Origin of the sequence: Kitasatospora sp. NPDC051702, assembly GCF_040681575.1 — a bacterium.
In the GTDB taxonomy this organism is placed as follows: Bacteria; Actinomycetota; Actinomycetes; order Streptomycetales; family Streptomycetaceae; genus Kitasatospora.
The window spans coordinates 47,200-68,837 of record NZ_JBFAZB010000052.1 but is presented as its reverse complement, the minus strand read 5'-3'; the positions used below and the strand labels follow the sequence as shown (position 1 = coordinate 68,837).

Sequence of the window (21,638 nt, the reverse complement as noted above, 5' to 3'; positions counted from 1 at the left end):
GGGCGGGCGTCACGCCCGCCCGCCCGGCCGCTCCAGGGTCAGGGTGCGGAGCTGCGGAACGCGGGGGCTCAGAACGCGGAGTGGGTGAACCAGTGCGCGAGCAGTGCGTCGTCCCCCCGGACGTCGATCCGCGGGGAGGTGCGGTCGAGCCGGCCGTAGAGGAGGAGCAGGAGGTCGGCCGCGCCGGCGCGGACGGTCGCGTCGGCCGCGACTCCGGCGCCGTCCGGGTCGAGCCCGAAGCCGTCCGGTCGCAGGCGGACCAGCCAGTCGCCCTCGCCGTCGGTCCGGGTGAAGCGCAGGGTGCGGTCGGAGCCGCGCAGTTCGGCGGTCCGCGGCGCGAAGAGGGCCGCGAAGGGCAGGTTGGTGAGGAACTCGTCCACCCCGTCGGCGGCGAGCACCGGGTCGAGGTCGGGGGTGCGGCCGAGCGCGAGTTCGGCGTCGGCGCGGTGCACGAGGGTCTCGAACAGCATCCGCCGCACCCAGAAGCGGGCGTGCTGGTCGGCACCCCAGGCCCACATCGGCGCGTCGAGGTCGAGTTCGGCGAACGCCTCGGCGGCCTCGGCCGAGGCCTCGGCGAGCCAGGCCGGGTAGCCGTCCGGCCGTTCGGGCAGCCGCAGGTCGACCTCGCGGCTGCGGGGCGGCTCCTGGACCCGGCCGCGCAGCAGCACGGTGAACCAGCGCTGCACGCTGCCGGTGTGGCGGGCGAGGTCGGTCAGCGTCCAGCCGGGGCAGCCGGGCACCGGGGTGTCCGGGTCGGCGTCCCGGAGGACGGTGACGAGGCGGGCGGTCTCCGCGGCGACGGCGGCGCCGTGGTCGATGGTGGTCATGGGGTGCTCGCTCGGGTACGGGGGTGGATGGGTGTGGGGCGGACGGGCTCGGGGTGGACGCGTGCCGACGGGCGTCGGCCGGGTCGCGGGTCCCGGCCGGTGCAGGCCGGGCCTCGGGGGCGACGGGCCGGCCCGTCGGACGGTCAGTCCAGCGGCTTGTCGACGACGGCCTTGGCGTGGCTGAAGGTGTCGATCGAGTACTCGCCGTGGTACCGGCCCATGCCGCTCTCGCCGACCCCGCCGAACGGCAGCTCCGGCATGGCGAGGTGGGAGACCGGCAGGCCGAAGGTGAGCGCGCCGGAGGAGGTCTCCTCGGTGAGCCGCTCCTTGGTGCGCTCCGACGCGGTGAAGGCGTAGAGGGCGAGGGGCTTGTCGCGCTCGTTGACGAAGGCGATGGCCGCGTCGAGGTCGGGCACGGCGACGATCGGCAGGATCGGGCCGAAGATCTCCGCCCGCATCACCGGGGCCTCGGGGGAGACGTCGGCGAGCACGGTCGGGGCGAGGTAGCGGCTCGCGCGGTCGTGGGTGCCGCCGGTGACGGTCCGCCCGTCGCCGAGCAGCGCGGTGAGCCGGTCGAAGTGGCGCTCGTTGACGATGCGGCCGTAGCCGGGGTCGGCGGCCGGGTCCTCGCCGAACAGCTCGCGGACGGCCTCGGCCAGGCGCGCCTCCAGCTCGGCCGCGGTGTCGCCGACGGCGAGGACGTAGTCGGGGGCGACGCAGGTCTGACCGGCGTTGAGGAACTTGCCCCGGGCGATCCGCTGCGCGGTGACGGCCAGGTCGACGCCGGGCTCGACCACGACGGGGCTCTTGCCGCCGAGTTCCAGGGTGACCGGGGTCAGGTGCCGGGCGGCGGCCGTCATCACGATCCGGCCGACCGCGCCGTTGCCGGTGTAGAAGATGTGGTCGAAGCGCTGTTCCAGCAGGGCGGTGGTCTCCGGGACGGCTCCCTCGACGACGGCGACGGCCTCCGGGTCGAGGTAGCGCGGCAGCAGCCGGGCGATGGCGGCGGAGGTCGCGGGGGCGAGCTCGCTGGGCTTGACGACGGCCGCGTTCCCGGCGGCCAGCGCGCCCACCAACGGGGCCAGCGCCAGCTGCAGCGGGTAGTTCCACGGCGCGATGATCAGCACGACGCCGAGCGGGTCGCGCACCACGCGGGCCGCGGCGGGCCGGAAGACCTCGGGCACCTCGGCGGGCTTGGGCCGCAGCCACTGCTCCAGGTGGGCGACGGTGTGGTCGAGCTCGTTCAGGGTGAAGCCGACCTCGGTGCGGTAGGCCTCGGCGGTGCCCTTGCCGAGGTCGGCGTGCAGGGCCTGCAGGAGCTCCTCGGACCGCTCGGTGAGCAGCGCGCGCAGCGCCGCCAGCTGGGCCAGTCGCCAGGCGAGCGGCTTGGTCCGGCCGGTGTCGAAGGTGGCGCGCAGCCGGGCGACGGTGGCGGGGACGCCAGCGGTGCCGGGGGCGTCGGGGGCGGTGTCCGGGGTGGCGGGGGTGTGGGTCATGGGGGCTCGCGGTCCTTCCGAGTGTCTTGAGGTCGTCGATGGTTTATGACCTCAAGCATTGTTGGACCGTAGACCTCGATGGTTGAGGATGTCAAGCAATCTGCCTATGCTCGACACCGTGCACGAGAACCCCCGGCCGGACCGGACCGCCACGCCGATCGAACTGATCGAGCAGCTCGCCCGGGTCGCCGCGGCCTACTACCGCCACTTCGCCGCCGCCGCGGCCGGGCACGGGCTGACCCTGATGCAGGGCAAGACGCTCAGCCTGCTGACCCGCCCGCGCTCCATGCGCGGCCTCGCCGGACTGCTCTCCTGCGACGCCTCCAACGTCACCGGGATCGTCGACCGCCTGGAGGCCCGCGACCTGGTGCTCCGGGAGCCCGACCCCTCCGACCGCCGGGTCAAGAACATCGCGCTGACCGAGCACGGAGAGCGGACCGTCCGGCTGATCCGCGCCGACCTGATGTCCGGCCTCACCGCCCTCGAGGCGCTCACCGCCGAGGACCGGGGCGCCCTGCGCTCCCTGCTGGACCGGGCCTTCCCGGAGACGACCTCCGCGGCGTACCGGGCCCTGCCCGGGTAGCCCCCGGCGGATCGGCGCCCGGCCTCCCGCCCGCGGCCTCCCGTCCGGGTCGGGACGGGAAGCCGGGCGGGAGGCGCTGCTGTGTGGACCGCCCGGTGCGGCCCCGGTCGTGGGCGGGCCGGTCGTCGCGGTGGGCTCGGGCCGGGGGCTCAGGCCGTCCGGGTGGTGAACGCCTGCTGGTAGGCCGGCGTGGCGATGGGGCGGTGGGCGAAGAAGGCCTCGGGCAGGTCGAAGGCGTCCACCAGGACGAGCGCGTGCCCGGCCAGCCGGTCGATGGAGCGCTCCCGCAGAGCGGCCAGTCCGTCGGCCCGGTCCGGGGCCAGTTCGCCGGTGGCCAGCAGCAGCGTCCCGTGGGCCTCGATCCGGCTCAGGGTGAACAGGCGGTGCAGGTCGAGGAGCAGTGCGCGGGCCTGCGGGTCCCGTGCGGCCCCGGCCCAGGCCAGCAGGGCGGCGCCGGCGTCGTGCTCGGCCCGCGCGGTCACCGCCGCCAGGGCGTCCGGCGCGGCCGCGTTCCACCGCCGCAGGCCGTCGCCGGCGGGCGCCCCGCGGAGCCGGGCCCGGGCGCGGGCCAGCCGGTGCCCGCCGACGGCGTGCAGCAGGGCCTGGCGGGTGGCCGGGTCGCGGAGGTCGCCGGGGTGCGCGGGGGCCGCGGCGGGCGGTTCGGGCGCGCTCTCCAGGATCAGTTCGGCGCCGGCCTTGGCCCAGAGGGCGAGGTTGTCGCCCTCGGCGGTGATGGCGCCCTCGATGTCCGCCGCGAGGGGGATCAGGCCGTTGACGGGGAGCAGCCCCTGGGCGCCGCAGCGCTCGCGGCACTCGATGATCAGGTCGCGGGCCTGCCAGGTGATCCAGCCCTTGGTGATGGCGACGCGGCGTTCGGCGTGCGCACGGTCGACCCCTCCACGGCCGGCCGTGCTGGGATCGACCGGCTCGTGGTCGACGGCCTCGCGGTCGGCGGTCACGGGCCGGGTGCCGTGGTCGCCGGCCCAGTGCTCCACGGTGGCGCGGTGCAGCGCGGTCATCGCGTAGCCGGTGGCGAGCGCCTCCAGCAGGGGCCCGTGGTGGGTGCGGTGCGCCCAGACGGGCACCCGGCGGTCCGGCCGTGCACCGGTGACCTCGCGGTGGTGGGCGTAGCGGATCGCGGTGGCGAGGGCCGCCCGGGCACCGCCGATCGCGCTGGCGCTCATGCACAGCTTTCCGAGACCCACCCGGGAGATCGCGGTGAGGAACCGTTTCCGCTTGCTGCCGAGCGCGCTGGTGAGCGTGCCGTCGTCGGAGAGCCGCCCGTGGTCGCCGGTGAGCAGGGCCTCGAACGGGAGCCGGACCCGGTCGAAGGAGGTCAGGCAGTGGTCGACCGGGCTGCCCGGGCGCAGCGGCAGCGGGCGGACCGTCACCCCGGGCAGGGTGCCGCGCTCGTCGGTGAGCGGGACGAGGAACAGGAAGATCCCGTGGTCGCGGCCGTCGACCCGCAGCCGTGCGGCGACCACGGCCGACTTCGGGCCGCCGGCCGGGCCGGTGTTCGGCATGAACTTCGCGGCCGCCGGGATGGGGGTGTGGAGGGTGAAGGTGCGGTCGGTGGGGTCGTAGTCGGCGACGGTCTCCAGCGCGGCGGCGTCGTTGCCGTGGCCGAGCTCGGTGCAGAGGAAGGTGCCGATCCGCTCCATCCGGAGGTACTCGTCGAGGGGGCGCTTCGGCGCCGGGTCGTGGTCGAGGAGGGAGCCGAGGAAGAGGTTGTAGTGGATGCCGGCCAGGACGGTGAGTGCGCCGTCGAGCGGGGCCGTCCACTCGTGCAGGGCGGTCAGCAGCCGCGGGTCGGTGGCCAGTCCGGCGGCGTCGGTGCCGGCGTTGATCCGGTGCAACCGTCGGTAGGAGGCGGCGAGTTGCTCCTCGGTGCCGGCCTCGGTGCGGCGGTGCATGGCCGGGTCGGTGGTCAGCGCGCGCCAGGGGGAGTGCACCCGGTCGCGGTCGGGGCCGAAGAGGAGACGGGTGAGGTCGGCGGTCGTCTTGGTCGTGACGGTGGGGGCGGTCGCGGCATCCGGGACGGACGGGTCGGCCGGACCGTCCGTCCCGGCCTGGGTGGAGGGTCCCGCCGGGGCGGTCGGGGCGGGGATCGGCAGGGTGTCGCTGATTAAGGTCATGTACGGGTCATTGATCGGGAGGCGGCCGGGTAACGGCTTTGTTATCAAGATCACCGGCGGTCGTCACTGCTGCTCGACACCGCCGCCGTCCGGCTCCGGGGGCCGGACGGCGGCGCCGGGATCAGAGCGAGTCGGCGCGGTGGGTGGGGCGGCCGTCGAGGAGGGTGAGCAGGACGGGGACCTCGGGCAACGCGGTGGCCGGGGTGGTCAGCGGGTCGGCGGCCAGCACGGTGAGGTCGGCGCGCCGGCCCACGGCGATCCGGCCGGCCCGCTGCTCCTCGCCGGCGGCGTGCGCGGCGTTGACGGTCATCGCCCGCAGCGCCTCCAGCGCGGTGAGCGCCTGGCCGGGGTTGTGCGGGGGCTGGGCGAGGTCGCGGCTCGGCCGGCGGTGACGGGCGCCGGCCATGACGCCGAGCGGCGGGTAGGGGGCGATCGGCCAGTCCGAACCGAGGACGACGGTGGCGCCCGCGTCCCAGAGGTCGCGGCAGCGCCAGGCGCGGTCGGCGCGCTCCTCGCCGAGGCGGCGGGACCAGTTGTCGGTGTGGTCGGCCCGGGTGAAGTCGCAGCAGTGGGTGGGCTGCATGGAGGCGATCACGCCCAGCTCGGCGAACCGGCGGACGGTGTCGTCCGGGACGGTCTCGATGTGCTCGATCCGGTGCCGGACGGCATGGTCGCCGCCGGGAGCCCCGGCCGCCCTGCCCGCCGTCCCGCCGGCCGCCTCGCCCGCCGTCCCGCCCGCGGCCCCGGCGATCGCGTCCAGCGCGTGACGGACGGCCGCGTCGCCGATGGCGTGGGTCGCGGTGGGCACCCCCGCGCGGTGCAGTTCCGCGATGACGCGGGTGTACTCGGCCGGGTCGGGCCAGAACGCGTGGGTGGACTCGCCGTGGCAGTCCGGGCGTTCCAGCCAGGCCGTGCCGTTGTCGATGGTGCCGTCCATGAACAGCTTGACGCCGTCCACCCGCCAGAGCCGGCCGCCCCGGCGCTGCTGCTCGATCAGCGCGCGCAGCCCGTCCGCGTCCACGCCCGGCTGGCACCAGGGCGCGACCCGCAGCCGCAGCGGGAGGTCGCCGGCCTCGTCGAGTTCGGCGTACAGCTCGAGGCTGTCGCCGTTGGCGTCCATCGCGTGGCCGCCGGTGAGGCCGGCGGCGGCCATCGCGGAGAGCGCGGCGGCGAGGCGGTCGCGGCGCTCCGCGCGGGTGGGCTGCGGAGCGGCGCGCTCGACGAGCTCGCAGGCGGCGTCCTCCAGCAGGAGCCCGGTGGGGCGGCCGGCCGGGTCGCAGACCACCTCGGCGGCTTGGTCGAAGCGGCGCGGGCCGTCGACGCCGGCGAGTTCCAGGGCGCGGGGGCTGGCCAGCATGGAGTGGGCGTCGAAGAGTTGGAGCAGGGCCGGGACGCCGTCGAGGACGGGGGCGAGCGCCGCGGACTCCACCGGCCGGTCGCCGAAGACGTTGGGGTCCAGGCCCCAGGCGTGCAGCCAGGCCCCGGGGGCGAGGGCGCGCATCCCCGCGGCGAGGGCGGCACGGACGTCGGAGAGGTCGGTGCAGCCGGAGAGGTCGAGGCCGTGGGTGAGTTCGGCGCCGGTGACGGGGTGCAGGTGTCCGTCGACCAGGCCGGGGGTGACCACGGCGCCCTTCAGGTCGATCACCGTGGTGGCGGCGTCGGCGAGTTCGCGGATCTCCCGGTCGTCGCCGAGGGCGGTGATCCGGCCGTCCGCGACGGCCAGCGCGGTCTGCGGGAGGAATCCGCCGGTCGCGGGGTCGAGCAGACGGGCGGAGAGGAGGACGAGGGAGGTGCGCACGGCGGCTCCAACGGGGGTGCGGGGTGGGGGAGAAGGGGCCCGGGGCGGGTCCGGCGGATCCGGCGCGGGCCCGCCGGGCGGGTTCTACGCCTCGGCGGGAGGGCCGGCGGGCGGGTTCTACGCCTCGGCGGGAGGGGCGGCGGGGGTGTCCGGAGGGGTGGCGGGGGCGTCCGGTGCCTCGGCGGGAGGGGCGGCGAGGGTGCCCGGGGGCAGGCCGAGTTCGCGTTCGGCGGTGCTGGCCGCGAGGCCGATGACGGCGGCCGGGTGGCCGCCGAGCCCGGTGTTGGCGTGCCCGGCCAGGCCGTCGATCACCACCAGGATCTGGAGGGCCGTCACGTCGGCGTCCTCGGTGCGGAACTCGCCCTGCCGCACGCCCGTCTCGATGACGCCGCTCAGCCGGCCGCGCCAGAGGGCCTCCTGGGCGAGGACCCGCTCGGACAGGACGGGCCGGTAGCGGCTGAGGTGGCGGGCGTTGAGCCAGAGCCGGCTCATGTCGTCGTAGGCCGGCCCGGTGGCGTGGGCGAAGAACCGGGCGAGGTGGCGCAGCGGCGACCCTTCGTGGGGGTCGGCGGGCAGCAGGGTCTCGAGTTCGGCGGTGGCGGCGCTGCCGAAGGCCTCGGCGACGAGGTCCTCGACGGCGGGGAAGTAGTGGCTGATCAGCCCGGGGCGGACGTCGAGCTGCTCGGCGATCCGGCGCAGCGTGATGCACTCCAGGCCCTCGGTGAGGGCGACGGTGGCGGCGGCCCCGACGATCTCCGCCCGCCGGTCGTCGGGGGACTTGCGGACCCGTTTGCGCTGAACGCTTGACGTCATGTGCCGGATGCTATTGAGTGTGCGACCAATAAGCAAGCAGGTGGGCACGACACCCCCCACGGAAGGCCCCCACATGGCGTCCACGCTCCCGGACCACCCCCACTCCGACACCCGGTCGGCCGCACCGCCCCAGCCGGAGAAGGCCGGTCGGGTCGAGGTCCACGGCATCGACCACATCCCCGAGGACGAACGGCGCGGCCGCGCCCGCGAACTCTTCTCCGTCTGGGCCGCGGCCAACGTCAACTACCTCAACCTGGTGGTCGGCGGCGCCCTCGTCCTGGCCGGCCTCGACCTCCTCCAGGCCTTCGCCGTGGTCGTCGTCGGCAACCTCTTCTGGCTCGGCACCGGGCTGCTCGCCGTCCCCGGACCGGCCGCCGGCGCACCCAGCGAGGTGATCACCCGCGCCATGTACGGCGTCATCGGCAACCGCGTCAACAACGCGGTCACCGGCTGGATGATCTCCGTCTGCTACTTCGCGCTCAACCTCGCCGCGGCCGCCGTCGCCGCGTTCTCCCTCGCCGAGCAGGCCGGACTCACCCCGACCACCCCGATCAAGGTCGCCATCGTGGTCGCCATCGTCGTGGTCACCCTCGCCATCAGCGTCTACGGGCACGCCGCGATCGTCCGGCTCTACCTGCCGATCACCCTCGCCCTCGCCGCCGCCTTCGCGGTCGTCGGGTACGTGGTCCTGCGACGCGCCGACTACGGCTACGCGCCCGCCGAGCCGCTCTCCGGCGGCCACCTGTGGGCCGCCGTCCTGGCCGGCGTCACCCTGATCGCCTCCGGCCCGCTGTCCTACACCACCAGCGCCGACTTCTCCCGGTACCTGCCGCACACCACCTCCCCGCGCGCCGTCCTCGGCTGGACCGCCCTCGGCGGCTTCCTGCCCAGCGTCCTCGTCGGCGGCCTGGGCGTGCTCGCCGCCACCGTCGTCGACATGACGGACCCGCAGGCCGCGCTCCAGCGGATCCTGCCCGGCTGGTTCAACCCGGTCTTCCTCCTCGCCCTCGTCGTCGGCACCATCGCCGTCAACGCCCTCACCGCCTACAGCGCGGGCCTCGCACTGCAGGCCGTCGGCATCCGCATCAAGCGCACCGTCAGCGTGCTCGTCGACGGCGCCGTCGCGGTCAGCCTCACCCTGTACGCGTTGCTGGTCTCCAACTTCCTCGACACCGTCAGCAACGTGCTCCAGCTGACCGTCGTCCTGCTCGGCCCCAGCACCGCGGTCTACGCCGTCGACATCCTGCTGCGCCGCAACCGCTACGACGGCCGCGCCCTCGGCGACGAGTCCCCGGGGAGCGCCTTCTGGTACCGGGCGGGCGTCAACCCCGCCGGCGCGCTGGCCCTCGGCGCCGGGGTGGCCTGCGCCGCGCTGTGCGTCGACACCCTCTACACCGGGCCGGTGGCGGCGCTGTTCGGCGTCGACCTGGCCCTGCCGGTCGGCATGGTCGTCGCGGCGGCCGTGTACGCGGTGCTGATGCGTCGCCCGGCGGCGCGGCGGCAGGTCTGACGGGGGAGGTCCTCCCGGGGGGTTCGGCCGGGGAAGCCGGGGTGGGGGTCCGGCCGGGGAGGTCCGGACGGGAGGTCTGGACGGGAGGTCTGGACGGGAGGTCCGACGGGGTCGGCTGTCGGCTCGCACGGGGGGCCTCCCGGCCGACGGCTTCTCCCGCCCGTCGGGGGTCCGTTCCCTCCCCGGCCGTCCGCCGAACGCCCGCCGGGTGTCAGTGCGGTCGGTTAGGGTGCCGACCGGTAGCCCGGTCCACGGCGGATCGGCGCCAGGGGAGGGGGCGTTCATGACGAACGGTACCGCCGGGGCCGGGGCCGGGGGCGGTGACGGCATCAGATGGCTCGCCGACGCCGGCGGGTCCCTCGACGGCGTGGTGTTCGCCCGGGGCATCCCGCCGCAGGAGCTCGCCCGCCGGATGGGTGCCGATCCGGCCGCCGCCACCGGGCCGATCAGCGGCACCGAGGTGTGGGAGCTCGACATCGAGGTCTACCGCCCGAGCGACGACGGCGACGGCGTGATCCGGGTCGGGGAGGCCGGCGGCTGGTCCTTCGCGGTCGAGTACGGCGACTCCACAGGCGGCGAGCGGCTGACGGAGATAGCCTGCGACGGCGCCGAGGTGGTCCACTTCCGCCCGATGCCCGAGCACCCGCCGGCGCTGCTCGACTACGCCCGCGACGGCGCCGTGCTCTGCGGCTTCGGCCTCGCGGAGGAACGCTGGCGCTGGGGCCGGGAGCCCGATCTGCTGCTGCCCGACCTGGTCGCCGCGGGCGTGCTCGAAGCCGACGGGGTGACGTACCGGGGCCCGGTGGGCGAATCGCACGAGGCCGTCCGGCGGCGCGCCCTCGGCGCCGTCGAGCGCCGCTTCGGCCTCACCCTGCCCCGGGCCGTCCTCGGTGACCTCCGACTGCCGGCGTACGCGGTGCGCGGCACGCCGGGGCTGGAGCTGCAGGCCCGCTGAGCGCCCGCCGGGCGTCCGTCCCGGCGGCCCGTTCCCGTCGCGTCCCCGGCGTCACGTCCCGCCCTCGCGTCCCCGACGTCGCGTGCCCGGCGTCACGTGCCCGACGTCGCGTCCCGCCGGCCGTCCCCGGTCACAGCGGGTCGCCCAGCGGGCCGTAGGTGTCGACCAGGGCCTCGGCCCAGTGCGCCGCGAAGTCGGGCCGGGTGCCGTCCGCGTCGGTGAAGCCGTACTCCTGGTAGAGCCCCCAGGTGGCCAGCGCCCGGCCGCTCTTCGCCATCACCTCCGGGTCGGCGGCGAGGGCGGCGACCGCCCGGCCGAGGTAGGCGGGGCTCTCCGAGTACGCGAAGTCCGGGTCCTGGGCGGCGGCTTCGCGCCAGGTCTCCTCGGTGACGCCGAAGTGGTCCAGGACGGCCTCGGAGCGCAGGAAGCCGGGGGTCAGGGCGACGGCGGCGACGCCGTGCGGCCGCAGCTCGGCGGCCTGGGCGAAGGCCAGCCGGATCACCGCGGACTTGGCGAGGTCGTAGAAGAACGAGCCCCGGTAGCGCGCGGTGTTGCCGTCGGTGACCTCGACCACCAGGCCGCTGCGCCGGGCGACCAGCAGCGGCAGGGCGTACCGGCTGGTGATCACGTGGGTCTCGACGGCCTGGCGCAGCAGCCGCAGGCCGGTGTCCAGGTCCTGCTCCCAGAGCGGGTGTTCCCAGTCGACGAGCGGATCGCCGCCCCAGACGCAGTTGACCAGGACGTCCAGCCGTCCGTCCTGCTCGGTGGAGATCCGCTCGACCAGGGCCCGGACGGCCGCCGGGTCGCTGTGGTCGGTGGGGGCCGGGATCGCCGTCCCGCCGACCGCGGTGATCCGGTCGGCCGTCTCCTCGACGGTCTCCGGGCGGTCCAGCCCGGTGGTGCCGGCCGTTCGGCTGCTGCGGCCGGTGACGTACACGGTGGCGCCGGCGGCGCCCAGCTCGACGGCGATGCCGCGGCCGCCGCCGCGGGTGCCGCCCGCGACCAGGGCGACCTTGCCGGACAGCGGCTTGGGGGCGGTGCTCATGATTCCTCCGACGTCGTGGTCGTGGTCGTGGTCCGGATCGTGCCGGTGCCGGTGCCGGTGGGGCCCGTGCCGGCGGGGACGTGCGGGTGCGGGGCGAGGTCCGCGGCGAGGTGGGGCGCGAGCAGGTCGGTGAGCTCGGTGCGCAGCCGGTCCGGCAGCGTCCCCTCGCGGTCCAGCGCCCAGGTCAGTCCCGTTCCGGCGACGACCGTCTGCACCGAGCGGGCCAGGCGTGCCGGGTCGGCGGAGGGGCGGAGTTCGCCGAGGGCCGCGGCCGCCTCCAGCATCCGGGCGACGGCCCGCCCCTGGGCGCGGTGCACGGTCAGGGCGTGGGCGTGCAGCTCCGGGTCGGCGAGGTCCATCCCGAGGAAGGCGAGGTGGTTGGCGAAGCTCTCGGGGCTGGCCAGGGGCGCGGTCTCCTCCTCGGCCAGCGCGAGCAGTGCGGCGAGCGGTGAGGCGTGCGCGGCGCGCAGCCGTTCGTACCGCGCGTCCGCCGCGTCCGCCGAGGCGCGGGCCAGCGCCAGCAGCAGTCCGCGCTTCGACCCGAAGCGCTGCACCAGCGTCGCCGGCGCCACGCCGGCGGCCCGTGCCACGGCGGCGAGCGTCAGTCCGGCGGGGCCCACCCGCCCCATCACCTCGGCGGTGTGCCGCAGCAGCACGGCGTCCTCGACACCCCGGGGGCGTCCGGCCATGGTGCACTCCCATCCCATTCATAAATGACTGTTCATTTATTAATACGGGACGGATGCGGCGAGGGCAACGCCCGGTGCGGCGGGTCGCGCCGCGCGTCCGTTGCTCCCCGTACTACCTTGTGGGCTGTTTCGACACGCTCCGTAGTCAAAGCGGCGGACAGGTCGTACCGTATCCGCTGAGCTGACCCGCCCCACGGAAGGCCGACCATGACCACCCAGTCCACCCAACTCCCCACCACCATCGATGCGGTGATCGCCAGGATGGAGCAGGTCGACGCCGAACTCGACCCCCGCGACGGCGTGGCCTGCTTCAACCGCATGTATCTGAAAGTGACCAAACTGGTCAAGGAGAAGGTCGCCGCCGGCGGCTTCGAGGACAACGCGTTCATGGAGCGCATGGACGTCCTGTTCGCCGGGCTCTACCTCGCGAACGTCGACGCCGCGAAGGCCGGGAAGCCGGTCGACCCGGCTTGGGAGCCGCTCTTCCGGATGCGCGGCAACCGGGTCGTCTGGCCGATCCAGTTCGCCCTCGCGGGGATGAACGCGCACATCGACCACGACCTCGCGATCAGCGTGGTCGAGACCTGCAAGGAACGCGGCACCGCGCCCGAGCGCCCGCCGGTCCACCGGGACTACGAGAAGGTCAACGACCTGCTGGCGAGCGTCGAGGCCGAGGTCCGGGCCGAGTTCGAGGGCCGGCTGGTCCGGATCGCCACCGCGCCCGCCGAGTCGCTCAAGCACGCCGTCAGCGGCTTCAGCATCAGGGCGGCCCGCGACGTCGCCTGGGGCGCGGCGAACGGTCTGTGGGCCGTGCGGGGCCTCCCGTTCGCCTACAACGGCCAGCTCGCCCTCATGGCCCAGGGGGTGCGGACCACCAGTCACGGGATCCTCGTCCCCGTCGTCCCGCCGCCGGCCGGGTAGCCCCGGCGCGCGTGGAGCGGCGGCCGTTCCCCGGTGGGCGGGGGGCGGCCGCCGCGTCGTGCGGCGGACCGTCCGGCCCGCCGCTACGGCGTCCCGGTCAGGGGTTCACCGTCACGGTGATGGTCTCGGGGGTGGCGCTGTTGTCCTGGTACACCGAGTCGCCGCTGTAGACGGCGGTGATGGTGTGGGTGCCGGCGGTGCGGAAGGCGGTGACCGTCCCGCCGGCGGCGCACCTGCCGAGAGAGACGAACAGGCGCCCCGTGCCGAGGGTCGTCCCGGTGGTGGCGTCGGTGAACGTGACGGTTCCGGTGGGCCTGGTCGTGGAGGCCCCGCGGGGGCAGACGATGTCGTTGAGCACGACCGGCGAGCCGATCCGGGTGCGCTGGGGCATCGCCGTCATGGTCGTGGTGATCGGCTCGCCCACGGTGTAGCTGATGATCACCTGGCCGTTGTGGTTCGCCGTTCCGATCGTGGAGGCCGCATAGGACGTCCCGGTGCCCGACGGCGTCGCGAAGCTGCTCCCGCCACCGCCTCCGCCGCCGCTCGCCGCGGTGCCGGTGTTGTTGACGGCACCGCTGCCGCCGCCCCCGCCGGCGAAGTACCCGCCGCCTCCACCGCCCCCGGCACCGGTGGCGGTGGCGGCGCAGCCGCCGCCGATGGAACCGCCGGTGCCGCCGGTGCCGACCGTGTCGCCGACGAACCCGCCTCCCGGCCCACCCGTTGTGACGCCGCAGAGCGGAACGCTGCCGGCGGTCCCACCGGGACCACCGGTGGTCGTGCTGGTGCTGCCGCCGCCACCGCCCTGGCCCGGCGAAGCCCCGGGGCCGGTGGCGGTTCCCGCGGTACCGGCGGTGGCGTCCGGCGTCGTCCCGCCGTTGCCCCCGTTCCCTCCCGCGCGGGTCGCCCCGGTGCCGCCGGCGGCACCGCCGCCCCCGGCTACCACCAGGAAGGAGCCCGCGCTGACGCTGGAGGCCCCGCCCCCGCCCGGACCTTCCGCCTTGAAGCCGGTGGCCGGGATGCCCCCGCCCGGGGCGCCGCCGTTGAACCCGCCGGCACCCCCCGTACCCGTGCCGTTGCAGCCCTTGCCGCCCGCGCCGCCGACGGTGACGGTGACCGTCGTCGTGGCGGTGGTCTGCGGGAGGGTGGTGACGACCCGCGCCCCCGTACCGCCGGCCCCCGTGGCGGAACAGGAGGTGCCGGTGTTGTCGGCGCCGCCCGCGCCGTCGGCGGTGATCGTGATCACCGCCTGGGCCGGGATGGTGAGGCTCTGCGGGGCGCCGGTGAAGCCGAAGGTGAACACCGGGTCGGCTCCTCGGGTTCGCGCCGGGGTGGCGGCCGGCGCAGGCCCCGTTGCGGCGGCGGTTGCGGGGGCCGGCCCGGTACCGGCCAGGGCCGCGCACATCCCTGCCACGATCCCGGCCTGCCACCACCGTGCACGAGCGCGGACGCCTGCTTCTCCTTCGACGACGGGATGTCCGGGGGCGTGGTGTCCGGTCACTGCTGTCTCCCGATGTGCTGGCTTGAGGTGGGGCTTCGGGGTGCTGGATCGCGCGATCGGTACAGCGGTGGTGTCCCTGGCCCGGAGCGCGATCGACAGGCACAGCGTGACGACCGGACGGCCCGTGTGCCCCGATTGCGCCGACAGCGGCATGCCGCACACCATCACACTGGGCCGTGTGCGAACTCACTGGGCGGCGTGCGGCAGGAAGCCGCAGGCCGTGGGCCCGGTGTGCGTCGGCATGGGTGGACTCGCGCTGGTCGTGGGCGGATGACTGCGCGGACCGGCCGTCGGTCGGTGGGCTGCTTCGCGGCTCGTCAGGACCATCAGTGCCCGCACCGCGGCCGGCGCCAGGACCGCAGCCGGCGCCTTGTGCGGGCGCGTCGGGCTCCTCGTCGTGCGGGGCCCGGGGGGGTGGAGCGCCTGCCTCCGGCCTGGCCATCAGGCCATCAGGCCGTCAGATCGTCAGGCCGTCAGGCCGTCAGTGCGGCCGTGCGCAGGCGGGAGGCCGAACGGGCCAGCCGGAAGGCCGCCACCAGGGTGGGGCAGAAGCCCACGGCGCAGGCGAGGAGGACGCCGACCGGCGTCAGACCGGGGCCGGAGACGGCCAGCACGGCGGCGGCCAGCGGGGTGACCAGGGCGGGCGAGAGCAGGAGCAGGGCCGCCTGCCGCTTCTCCCGGCGGGTCCACTGGGGGGAGCGCCACACCCGGGTCGCGGCGATGACCGCGGCGGCCAGTGCGAGCGGCGGCCCGAGGGCGGGGATCAGCGCCAGCGGCATCGGGAGCACGGCGAGGATCAGGGTGCGGGTGGTGCGGCCGGCGCTCTCCGGTTCGGGCCGCGCCCGGCCCTCCTCGTCGAGCGCGGCGTCGGCGATCGCCCGCGGGCTGCCCAGCTGCTCCAGGACCCGTCGGACGGCGGCCTCGTCGGCGGGGTCGCACTCGGCGAGGGAGATCTCGACGTGCTCGCGCAGGTCCGCCAGCAGCTCGCGGCGGCGCTCCTCGGGGAGCGGGGCGGTGTAGCGGGCGACCGCGTCCAGGTGGGCGCGGACCAGGGGGTGCTCGATCGGCTCGTTCACGGGTTCTCTCCCGGGGTCAGGACGTGGTCGACGGTTTCGCGGAAGGCCGGCCACAGGGCGGTGAACTCCGCCAGTGCGCTGCGGCCCGCGTCGGTCAGGGTGTAGTACCGGCGGGACGGGCCGCTGGCCGAGTCGCGCAGGAAGGTGTCGGCGAGCCCGGCGCGGCGCAGCCGGGACAGCAGGGGGTAGATGGTGCCCTGGCTGGTCGCCAGCATCGGGAACCGGCCGAGTTCCTGGAGTAGCTCCACCCCGTAGCGGGGGCCGTCCCGCAGCAGGGCGAGGACGCAGTACTCCAGCACGCCCTTGCGTAGCTGCGTCGCCACCGGCCCGTCGGCCGGGTCGCCGGCGCCCTCGTGCTGTGCGATGCCAGGTACCATGCAATGCAAGATAGCAGGCGAAGCAAGATAGTGCGACGGGCGACGGGCGACGGGCGACGGGCGACGGGCGACGGGCGACGGCTCCGGATGCGGTGGCGGTGGCGGTGCCGGGTGCGGTGGCGGTGCCGGTGGGGATGGCGGGCGCGCCGCGGCATCCCCACCGGGTCAGGCCTGTGCGCGCGGCCCCGGGCGCCAGGCGGCCAGGTGGGCGGCCAGGACGGAGGCGGCGTCCGGGGTGGTCTCGCGCAACGCGACCATGGCGGCCGTGATCACGTCGCACAGCTCGCCCTGCAGGTCGGCCACCGTGTGGCTGACGCCCTTGCGCGGGTTGGCGCCGAGCACGCCGAGCAGGGCCTCGGCGACCTCCCCGGCCTCCTCCTGGATCTTCACCACCTGGAGCGGCAGCAGCGGCTGCCCGATCGCCGCCCGGTGGTCGGAGAGGTGGCGGTGGATCTCGTCGATCACGGCCCAGACCCGCGGCCTGCCGGTGCGCAGGTGGCCCTCCAGCTGGCGCAGGTAGTCCCTGACCGCCGGCGGCACCTTCATTCCTTGGGCCTCGGCGATCGGGACGAACCGCAGTTCCTGGCCTTCGCCGAGGACCAGGTCGGCCGGGTCGACGTCCACCACGGCGTGGAAGAAGCGGTACGGGCCGGTGGTCGCGCCCTCGTACGGCACGGGGTCGAAGGGCAGCAGGCCGGGCACGTCCAGGCCGGTCTCCTCGCGCAGCTCGCGGACGGCGGTCAGGTACGGCGTCTCGCCCGGTTCGCGGTGGCCACCGGGGACGACCCAGTACGCGGGCCAGCAGATGTCCGGCCTGTCGTCGCGCAGTTGGAGCAGGACCTCGTGCCGGCTGTTGGTGATGAAGACGTCCACGCTGTCGTAGTCGTCGTTGGCCGGGCCCGCGCTCGTCCTCGCGGACGCGGAGGCGGAGGCGGAACCGGACTCGCTGGAGCTGGAGCTGGAGCTGGGGCCGGAGCCGGAACCGGAGTCGGAACCGGAGTCGGAACCGGTGGAGTCGAAGCCTGTGAAGTCGGTGCTCAAGTCGCCCTCCCTGCAGACGGGGCCGCCGCCCGGCGCGGGCGGCCGGCGGTTGAGGCTGCCACCTGACGGGCGGCTTGAACCCTCACCCGGAGGGCGGATCGCTCCTTCACCCGGACGGCCGGTGGCGGCCGGTCCGGCGCACGCCCCCCGTCCGGGGCTTCCGGCGGGCACGGCCGCCCCGCCGCCCCTAGGGTCGGTGATGCGTCGACCGTGCCGGGCGCCGGGGTGTACGCCGCGCGGCCGTGCGCCGGAGCGCGCCCGTCAACCCGAGAGGTGGACCGCACCATGCAGACCGTCGTTCGCGGGGCCGGAGCGGTCGGCCTGGCAGCGCTGCTGTTCACCGGTGCCGTCGGCTGCCAGGACGACGGCCGGTCCACCGCCGAGCCGGCGCCGACCTCCCCCGCCTCCCCCGCCTCCCCGGCCGACCGGGCGGCCATGGCGGCCGCGGCGACCACGAGCGGCGGGCCGTCCGCCCGGAACCTCGACTGGCACACCTGTGCCGCACCCAGCACCGCCCAGGGCGCCGGGACGGCTCCCGCCGGCGACTGGCAGTGCGCCACCCTCAAGGTCCCGCTGGACCACGCCGACCCGGGCGGCCGCACCATCGACCTGGCGCTGATCCGGACCCCGGCCAAGGACGCGCAGCACCGGATCGGCTCGCTGCTGTTCAACTTCGGCGGCCCCGGCGCTTCGGGCGTGGCCACCCTGCCGGCCTTCGCGGCCACCTACGACTCCCTCAACTCCCGCTACGACCTGGTGAGTTTCGACCCGCGCGGAGTCGGTGAGAGTGCCGGGGTGCACTGCCTGGACGACCGGGCGACGGACGCCAGTGCGGCCGTCGACAGCACGCCGAGCGGCCCCGAGGCGGTCAAGGCCCTGGACGACAGCAACGCACAGGTCACGGCCGCCTGCGAGCACAACGCTGGCCCGGTGCTGCCCTACGTGGACACCGAGAGCGCCGCCCGCGACCTCGACCTGATGCGGCAGGCGCTCGGCGACGAGAAGCTCTCCTACGTCGGCATCAGCTACGGCACCGAGCTCGGCGGCGTCTACGCGCACCTGTTCCCGCACCAGGTCGGCCGCATGGTGCTGGACTCCGTGGTCGATCCGACCCAGGACCCCCAGCAGTCCGCGCTCGGCCAGGCCCAGGGCTTCCAACTCGCCCTCGACGACTTCATGAAGGCCTGCGCGAGCCAGGCACCGGCCTGCCCGACCGGCGGCGGCGGCGCCGAGGGCACCGCGACGATCACCGCCCTGCTGAAGAAGCTGGAGCAGTCCCCGCTGCCCACGGCGAGCGGCCGCCAACTCACCGAGAGCCTGGCCCTCACCGGCATCGCCGCCGCCCTGTACAGCCAGGAGACCTGGCCCGCGCTGGCCGCCGGCCTCACCGAGGCCACCCAACAGGGCACCGGCGACACGCTGCTCCAGCTGGCCGACGCGCTCCTCGGCCGGGACCCGCAGGGCCACTACAGCACCCTGATGTCCGCGAACCGGGCCATCTCCTGCGTGGACTCCCGACAGCGCTACTCCGACCAGGACGTCCAGCAGCAGCTGCCGCAGTTCGACAGTGCCTCACCGGTGTTCGGCGCCTTCACCGCCTGGGGGCTGACCAGCTGCACCGGCTGGCCGGTGGCGGGCAGGACCGACCATCCGGAGGTGTCCGCCGCCGGCGCGGCCCCGATCCTGGTGGTCGGCACCACCGGTGACCCGGCCACCCCGGTGGAGGGCGCCCGGGCGATGGCCCAGCAGCTCGGCCCCGGCGTCGGCGTCACCGTCACCCTGCAGGGCGAGGGCCACGGCGGCTACAACACCGGCAACCCCTGCCTGAAGAAGATCGTGGACGGCTACCTGCTGGACGGCACGGTCCCGGCCGACGGCACCACCTGCAGCTGACCCGGCGGGAGCCCGTCCGCAGCCGGCGGGGCGACCGGCAGCGGGTGAGTGGCCCACTCCATCGAATATCAATTGGCCCTGGATACCGGTCCACTCGGACGGTTAGTCTCTCCGGCGTGACCACCAAAGTCGACTTCTATTTCGATCCGATCTGCCCGTTCGCCTGGATCACCTCCCGGTGGATCCTGGAGGTCGAGCGCCACCGCGAACTCGACCTCAACTTCCGGGTGATGAGCCTGTCCGTCCTCAACGAGGGCCGCACCGACCTGCCCGAGCGGTACCAGCGCCTGATGACCACCGGCTGGGGCCCCGTCCGGGTCTGCATCGCCGCCGCGGAGCAGCACGGCGAGCACGTGCTGCGCGACCTCTACACCGAACTCGGCACCCGCCTGCACGACCAGGACCGCGAGGCCGACGCCGACGTCATCCGGGAGGCCCTGGTCGCGGCCGGGCTGCCCGAACAGCTCGCCGACGCCGCGGACAGCACCGCCCACGACATCGCCCTGCGCAAGAGCCACCACGAGGGCATGGACCCGGTCGGCGAGGAGGTCGGCACGCCGACCATCCACGTGGACGGCGTCGCGTTCTTCGGCCCGGTGCTGACGGCGATCCCGCGCGGCGAGGACGCCGTCCGGGTCTTCGAGGGCGTGCGGCTGCTGGCCGGCTACCCGAAGTTCTTCGAGCTCAAGCGCACCCGGACGGGCTCGCTCGACTTCTCCTGAGGCGTTCGCCCGGGGCCTGCACTGCCGCCCTCGGCGTCCCTCCGGCGTCCTTCGGCCTCCTTCCGCCGGCCTCCTTCCGCCGACCGCCGTCCGCCGTCTCCCGGCCCGCCGCCTCCCGCCCGGGCTGCCCCGGCCCGCCCGCCCCGGCCCTCTCGTCGCCCCCAGGACTCCCGTCCGGGCGCATCCGGCCCCACCATGGAGGGGTGGGCCCGGAGGTGCCGAGAGGCGGTGAGCGACGATGATCGTGCGAGGACGGTCGCGCGCCGCCCGACACCCGGCCACCCCGCCGCCACACCGCGGCTGGGGGTCGGGCGTCGGCCCGGACCGTCCCCGCAAGCCCACCCCGGGCCGCCCGCCGCCGGGCAAGCCGCCCCCGCCGTCGGCGCGCCGCTGGCTGCTGCCCGTCGCCGTCCTGGTCGCCCTGCTCCTGCTGGTGCTGTTCGCGAGCCCCGGTCCGACCGGCACCCGCTACGGCTACACCGACCTCCTCAACCGGGTCGACGCCGGACAGGTCCGGACCGTGAACGTCAACAACACCGGCGGCGTCACCGGCAGCCTCAAGGACGGCACGCACTTCACCAGCCAGATCCCGACCGCCCTGGACACCTCCCAGCTCAGCCGGGCACTCGCCGACCAGCACGTCGACGTCACCGCCACCCGCAGCGGGGGCGGCTCGATCTGGTCCACCCTGCTGCTGTTCCTGCCGCTGCTGATCTTCGGCGGACTCTTCCTCTGGTCCGGCCGGATGGCCACCCGTGCGCTCGGCGGCGGCCTGAGCGCCATCGGCCGCTCCCGCGCCAAGATCATCGAGGCTGAGCGGCCCGCCACCGGCTTCGCCGACGTCGCCGGGTACGAGGGTGTGAAACAGGAGGTCAGCGAGGTCGTCGACTTCCTGCGCAGCCCGGACCGGTACGCCGCCGCCGGCGCCAAGGGCCCGCGCGGGGTGATCATGGTCGGTCCGCCCGGCACCGGCAAGACCCTGCTCGCCCGCGCCGTCGCCGGCGAGGCCGAGGTGCCGTTCCTCTCCGTCACCGGCTCCGGCTTCGTCGAGATGTTCGTCGGCGTCGGCGCCTCCCGCGTCCGTGACCTCTTCGACGAGGCCCGCAACCGCGCACCGTCCATCATCTTCATCGACGAGATCGACGCCGTCGGCGGCCGCCGCGCCGGCGGCACCCGGCTCGGCGGCAACGACGAACGCGAGCAGACCCTCAACCAGCTGCTCGCCGAGATGGACGGCTTCGACCAGAGCACCGGCATCGTCGTCATCGCCGCCACCAACCGCCCCGACGCCCTCGACCCCGCCCTGCTGCGCCCCGGGCGCTTCGACCGCCAGGTCACCGTCCCGCTGCCGAACCAGGCCGAACGGGCCGCCATCCTCGCCGTCCACGTGCGCGGCAAGACCCTCGCCCCCGACGCCGACCTCGACCGGATCGCCCGTGGCACCCCGGGCTTCTCCGGCGCCGACCTCGCCAACCTCCTCAACGAGGCCGCCATCAACGCCGTCCGCGCCGACCGCGCCACCCTCACCGCCGCCGACCTCGACGCCGCTCGCGACCGCGTCCTGCTCGGCCGCCGTGACTCCTCCAACGCCCTGCTGCCCGAGGAGCGGCACGCCGTCGCCGTCCACGAGTCCGGGCACGCCCTGATGGCCGCGCTCTGCGAACACGCCGACCCGGTCGCCAAGGTCACCATCATCCCGGCCGGCGTCGCCCTCGGCGCCACCGAGCAACTCCCCGAAGCCGAACGCCACCTGTACAGCGAGAGCTACCTGACCGACCTGCTCACCGTCCAACTCGGCGGGCGGGCCGCCGAACTGGTCGTCTTCGGCGAAGGCTCCACCGGCGCCGCCAACGACCTCGCCAACGCCACCGGCGTCGCCACCCGGATGGTCCGCGAGTTCGGCCTCTCCCCGGAACTCGGCCCCGTCGGCTACTCCTCCGGCGCCCCGCAGTTCCTCGGCGACACCCCGGAGGACCTGCTCCGCCGCCCCTACTCCGAACAGACCCAGCGCGCCGTCGACGAAGCCGTCGCCCGCCTCCTGCGCCGCGCCGAACAGCGCGCCGTCGACCTCCTCCGCGAACACCGCCACCACCTCGACGAACTCGCCGCCCTCCTCGTCGCCCAGGAGACCGTCGACGGCACCGTCGTCCTCACCCTCCTCACCCACCCCACCCCCGCCCCCTGACCCCCACGCCCAGCCTGGCCTGATGCATCCCCGCACCCCGCGCCCCCGGCGCTGAATCCCTGTGTGCGGGGAGG

Annotated in this window: 18 protein-coding genes; 7 read left to right on the top strand and 11 right to left on the bottom strand. The window is 75.2% G+C overall.

Annotated elements, in window-relative coordinates:
• Positions 1 to 68 precede the first annotated feature (68 nt).
• Together AB0N04_RS32360 and AB0N04_RS32355 are read right to left on the bottom strand one after the other, a co-directional pair.
• Positions 69 to 827: a maleylpyruvate isomerase family mycothiol-dependent enzyme gene (locus tag AB0N04_RS32360; protein ID WP_360215122.1), complete on the bottom strand. Its 759-nt coding sequence runs from the start codon at positions 825 to 827 to the stop codon at positions 69 to 71.
• Positions 828 to 970: 143 nt separating this feature from the next.
• A complete protein-coding gene (locus tag AB0N04_RS32355) occupies positions 971 to 2,323 on the bottom strand; it encodes an aldehyde dehydrogenase family protein (protein ID WP_360215125.1) in 1,353 nt (450 codons plus the stop codon).
• Positions 2,324 to 2,441: 118 nt separating this feature from the next.
• Between AB0N04_RS32355 and AB0N04_RS32350 the strand changes: the two genes are divergently transcribed.
• A complete protein-coding gene (locus AB0N04_RS32350) occupies positions 2,442 to 2,906 on the top strand; it encodes a MarR family transcriptional regulator (protein WP_360215128.1) in 465 nt (154 codons plus the stop codon).
• A 149-nt stretch (positions 2,907 to 3,055) separates the two neighbouring features.
• On the opposite strand, the gene AB0N04_RS32345 is transcribed toward AB0N04_RS32350, so the two are convergent.
• From AB0N04_RS32345 to AB0N04_RS32335, 3 genes are all read right to left on the bottom strand, one after another.
• Positions 3,056 to 5,041: an acyl-CoA dehydrogenase gene (locus AB0N04_RS32345; protein ID WP_360215131.1), complete on the bottom strand. Its 1,986-nt coding sequence runs from the start codon at positions 5,039 to 5,041 to the stop codon at positions 3,056 to 3,058.
• 121 nt (positions 5,042 to 5,162) lie between these two features.
• Positions 5,163 to 6,839, bottom strand: coding sequence for an amidohydrolase (locus AB0N04_RS32340; protein WP_360215134.1), 1,677 nt, complete (start codon positions 6,837 to 6,839; stop codon positions 5,163 to 5,165).
• Between the two features lie 117 nt (positions 6,840 to 6,956).
• Complete coding sequence (locus tag AB0N04_RS32335) at positions 6,957 to 7,652, bottom strand: TetR family transcriptional regulator C-terminal domain-containing protein (RefSeq protein ID WP_360215137.1); 696 nt, start codon at positions 7,650 to 7,652, stop codon at positions 6,957 to 6,959.
• A gap of 73 nt (positions 7,653 to 7,725) precedes the next feature.
• Here AB0N04_RS32335 and AB0N04_RS32330 point away from each other — a divergent pair, with 73 nt between their 5' ends.
• Positions 7,726 to 9,162, top strand: a complete 1,437-nt coding sequence (locus AB0N04_RS32330; RefSeq protein WP_360215140.1) for a cytosine permease — start codon at positions 7,726 to 7,728, stop codon at positions 9,160 to 9,162.
• A gap of 283 nt (positions 9,163 to 9,445) precedes the next feature.
• Positions 9,446 to 10,117, top strand: coding sequence for a DUF6461 domain-containing protein (locus AB0N04_RS32325; RefSeq protein ID WP_360215143.1), 672 nt, complete (start codon positions 9,446 to 9,448; stop codon positions 10,115 to 10,117).
• A gap of 130 nt (positions 10,118 to 10,247) precedes the next feature.
• Here AB0N04_RS32325 and AB0N04_RS32320 read toward each other — a convergent pair whose 3' ends face one another.
• Both AB0N04_RS32320 and AB0N04_RS32315 read right to left on the bottom strand, forming a co-directional pair.
• Positions 10,248 to 11,162 (bottom strand): SDR family oxidoreductase, encoded by a 915-nt coding sequence (locus AB0N04_RS32320; RefSeq protein WP_360215146.1) that lies wholly within the window; start codon positions 11,160 to 11,162, stop codon positions 10,248 to 10,250.
• On the bottom strand, positions 11,159 to 11,851 hold the full coding sequence (locus AB0N04_RS32315; RefSeq protein ID WP_360215149.1) for a TetR family transcriptional regulator: 693 nt from the start codon (positions 11,849 to 11,851) through the stop codon (positions 11,159 to 11,161). The genes AB0N04_RS32320 and AB0N04_RS32315 overlap by 4 nt, the downstream gene beginning before the upstream one ends.
• A gap of 207 nt (positions 11,852 to 12,058) precedes the next feature.
• Between AB0N04_RS32315 and AB0N04_RS32310 the strand changes: the two genes are divergently transcribed.
• Complete coding sequence (locus AB0N04_RS32310) at positions 12,059 to 12,772, top strand: DUF5995 family protein (RefSeq protein ID WP_360215152.1); 714 nt, start codon at positions 12,059 to 12,061, stop codon at positions 12,770 to 12,772.
• Positions 12,773 to 12,869: 97 nt separating this feature from the next.
• On the opposite strand, the gene AB0N04_RS32305 is transcribed toward AB0N04_RS32310, so the two are convergent.
• From AB0N04_RS32305 to AB0N04_RS32290, 4 genes are all read right to left on the bottom strand, one after another.
• Positions 12,870 to 14,072, bottom strand: a complete 1,203-nt coding sequence (locus AB0N04_RS32305; protein WP_360215155.1) for an Ig-like domain repeat protein — start codon at positions 14,070 to 14,072, stop codon at positions 12,870 to 12,872.
• A 671-nt stretch (positions 14,073 to 14,743) separates the two neighbouring features.
• A complete protein-coding gene (locus AB0N04_RS32300) occupies positions 14,744 to 15,346 on the bottom strand; it encodes a hypothetical protein (protein ID WP_360215158.1) in 603 nt (200 codons plus the stop codon).
• Positions 15,343 to 15,723 carry a PadR family transcriptional regulator gene (locus tag AB0N04_RS32295; protein ID WP_360215161.1) on the bottom strand — a complete coding sequence of 127 codons (381 nt, stop codon included), beginning with the start codon at positions 15,721 to 15,723 and terminating at the stop codon, positions 15,343 to 15,345. The genes AB0N04_RS32300 and AB0N04_RS32295 overlap by 4 nt, the downstream gene beginning before the upstream one ends.
• 165 nt (positions 15,724 to 15,888) lie before the next feature.
• Positions 15,889 to 16,764 (bottom strand): NUDIX domain-containing protein, encoded by an 876-nt coding sequence (locus tag AB0N04_RS32290; protein WP_360215164.1) that lies wholly within the window; start codon positions 16,762 to 16,764, stop codon positions 15,889 to 15,891.
• 285 nt (positions 16,765 to 17,049) lie between these two features.
• On the opposite strand from AB0N04_RS32290, the gene AB0N04_RS32285 reads away from it, so the two are divergent.
• The 3 genes from AB0N04_RS32285 (at position 17,050) to ftsH (ending at position 21,564) form a co-directional block, all read left to right on the top strand.
• Positions 17,050 to 18,657, top strand: coding sequence for an alpha/beta hydrolase (locus AB0N04_RS32285; protein ID WP_360215167.1), 1,608 nt, complete (start codon positions 17,050 to 17,052; stop codon positions 18,655 to 18,657).
• Positions 18,658 to 18,773: 116 nt separating this feature from the next.
• Entirely contained in the window at positions 18,774 to 19,379 is a 606-nt protein-coding gene (locus tag AB0N04_RS32280; protein ID WP_360215170.1) for a disulfide bond formation protein DsbA, read from the top strand.
• 238 nt (positions 19,380 to 19,617) lie between these two features.
• Complete coding sequence (gene ftsH / locus AB0N04_RS32275; protein ID WP_360215173.1) at positions 19,618 to 21,564, top strand: ATP-dependent zinc metalloprotease FtsH; 1,947 nt, start codon at positions 19,618 to 19,620, stop codon at positions 21,562 to 21,564.
• Positions 21,565 to 21,638 lie beyond the last annotated feature (74 nt).

Bases quoted from the DNA above. Each gene is read 5' to 3' on its own strand.
- AB0N04_RS32360 (WP_360215122.1), bottom strand. From the start codon at position 827: ATGACCACCATCGACCACGGCGCCGCCGTCGCCGCGGAGACCGCCCGC.
- AB0N04_RS32355 (WP_360215125.1), bottom strand. From the start codon at position 2,323: ATGACCCACACCCCCGCCACCCCGGACACCGCCCCCGACGCCCCCGGC.
- AB0N04_RS32345 (WP_360215131.1), bottom strand. From the start codon at position 5,041: ATGACCTTAATCAGCGACACCCTGCCGATCCCCGCCCCGACCGCCCCG.
- AB0N04_RS32335 (WP_360215137.1), bottom strand. From the start codon at position 7,652: ATGACGTCAAGCGTTCAGCGCAAACGGGTCCGCAAGTCCCCCGACGAC.
- AB0N04_RS32330 (WP_360215140.1), top strand. From the start codon at position 7,726: ATGGCGTCCACGCTCCCGGACCACCCCCACTCCGACACCCGGTCGGCC.
- AB0N04_RS32325 (WP_360215143.1), top strand. From the start codon at position 9,446: ATGACGAACGGTACCGCCGGGGCCGGGGCCGGGGGCGGTGACGGCATC.
- AB0N04_RS32320 (WP_360215146.1), bottom strand. From the start codon at position 11,162: ATGAGCACCGCCCCCAAGCCGCTGTCCGGCAAGGTCGCCCTGGTCGCG.
- AB0N04_RS32315 (WP_360215149.1), bottom strand. From the start codon at position 11,851: ATGGCCGGACGCCCCCGGGGTGTCGAGGACGCCGTGCTGCTGCGGCAC.
- AB0N04_RS32310 (WP_360215152.1), top strand. From the start codon at position 12,059: ATGACCACCCAGTCCACCCAACTCCCCACCACCATCGATGCGGTGATC.
- AB0N04_RS32295 (WP_360215161.1), bottom strand. From the start codon at position 15,723: ATGGTACCTGGCATCGCACAGCACGAGGGCGCCGGCGACCCGGCCGAC.
- AB0N04_RS32285 (WP_360215167.1), top strand. From the start codon at position 17,050: ATGCAGACCGTCGTTCGCGGGGCCGGAGCGGTCGGCCTGGCAGCGCTG.
- ftsH (WP_360215173.1), top strand. From the start codon at position 19,618: ATGATCGTGCGAGGACGGTCGCGCGCCGCCCGACACCCGGCCACCCCG.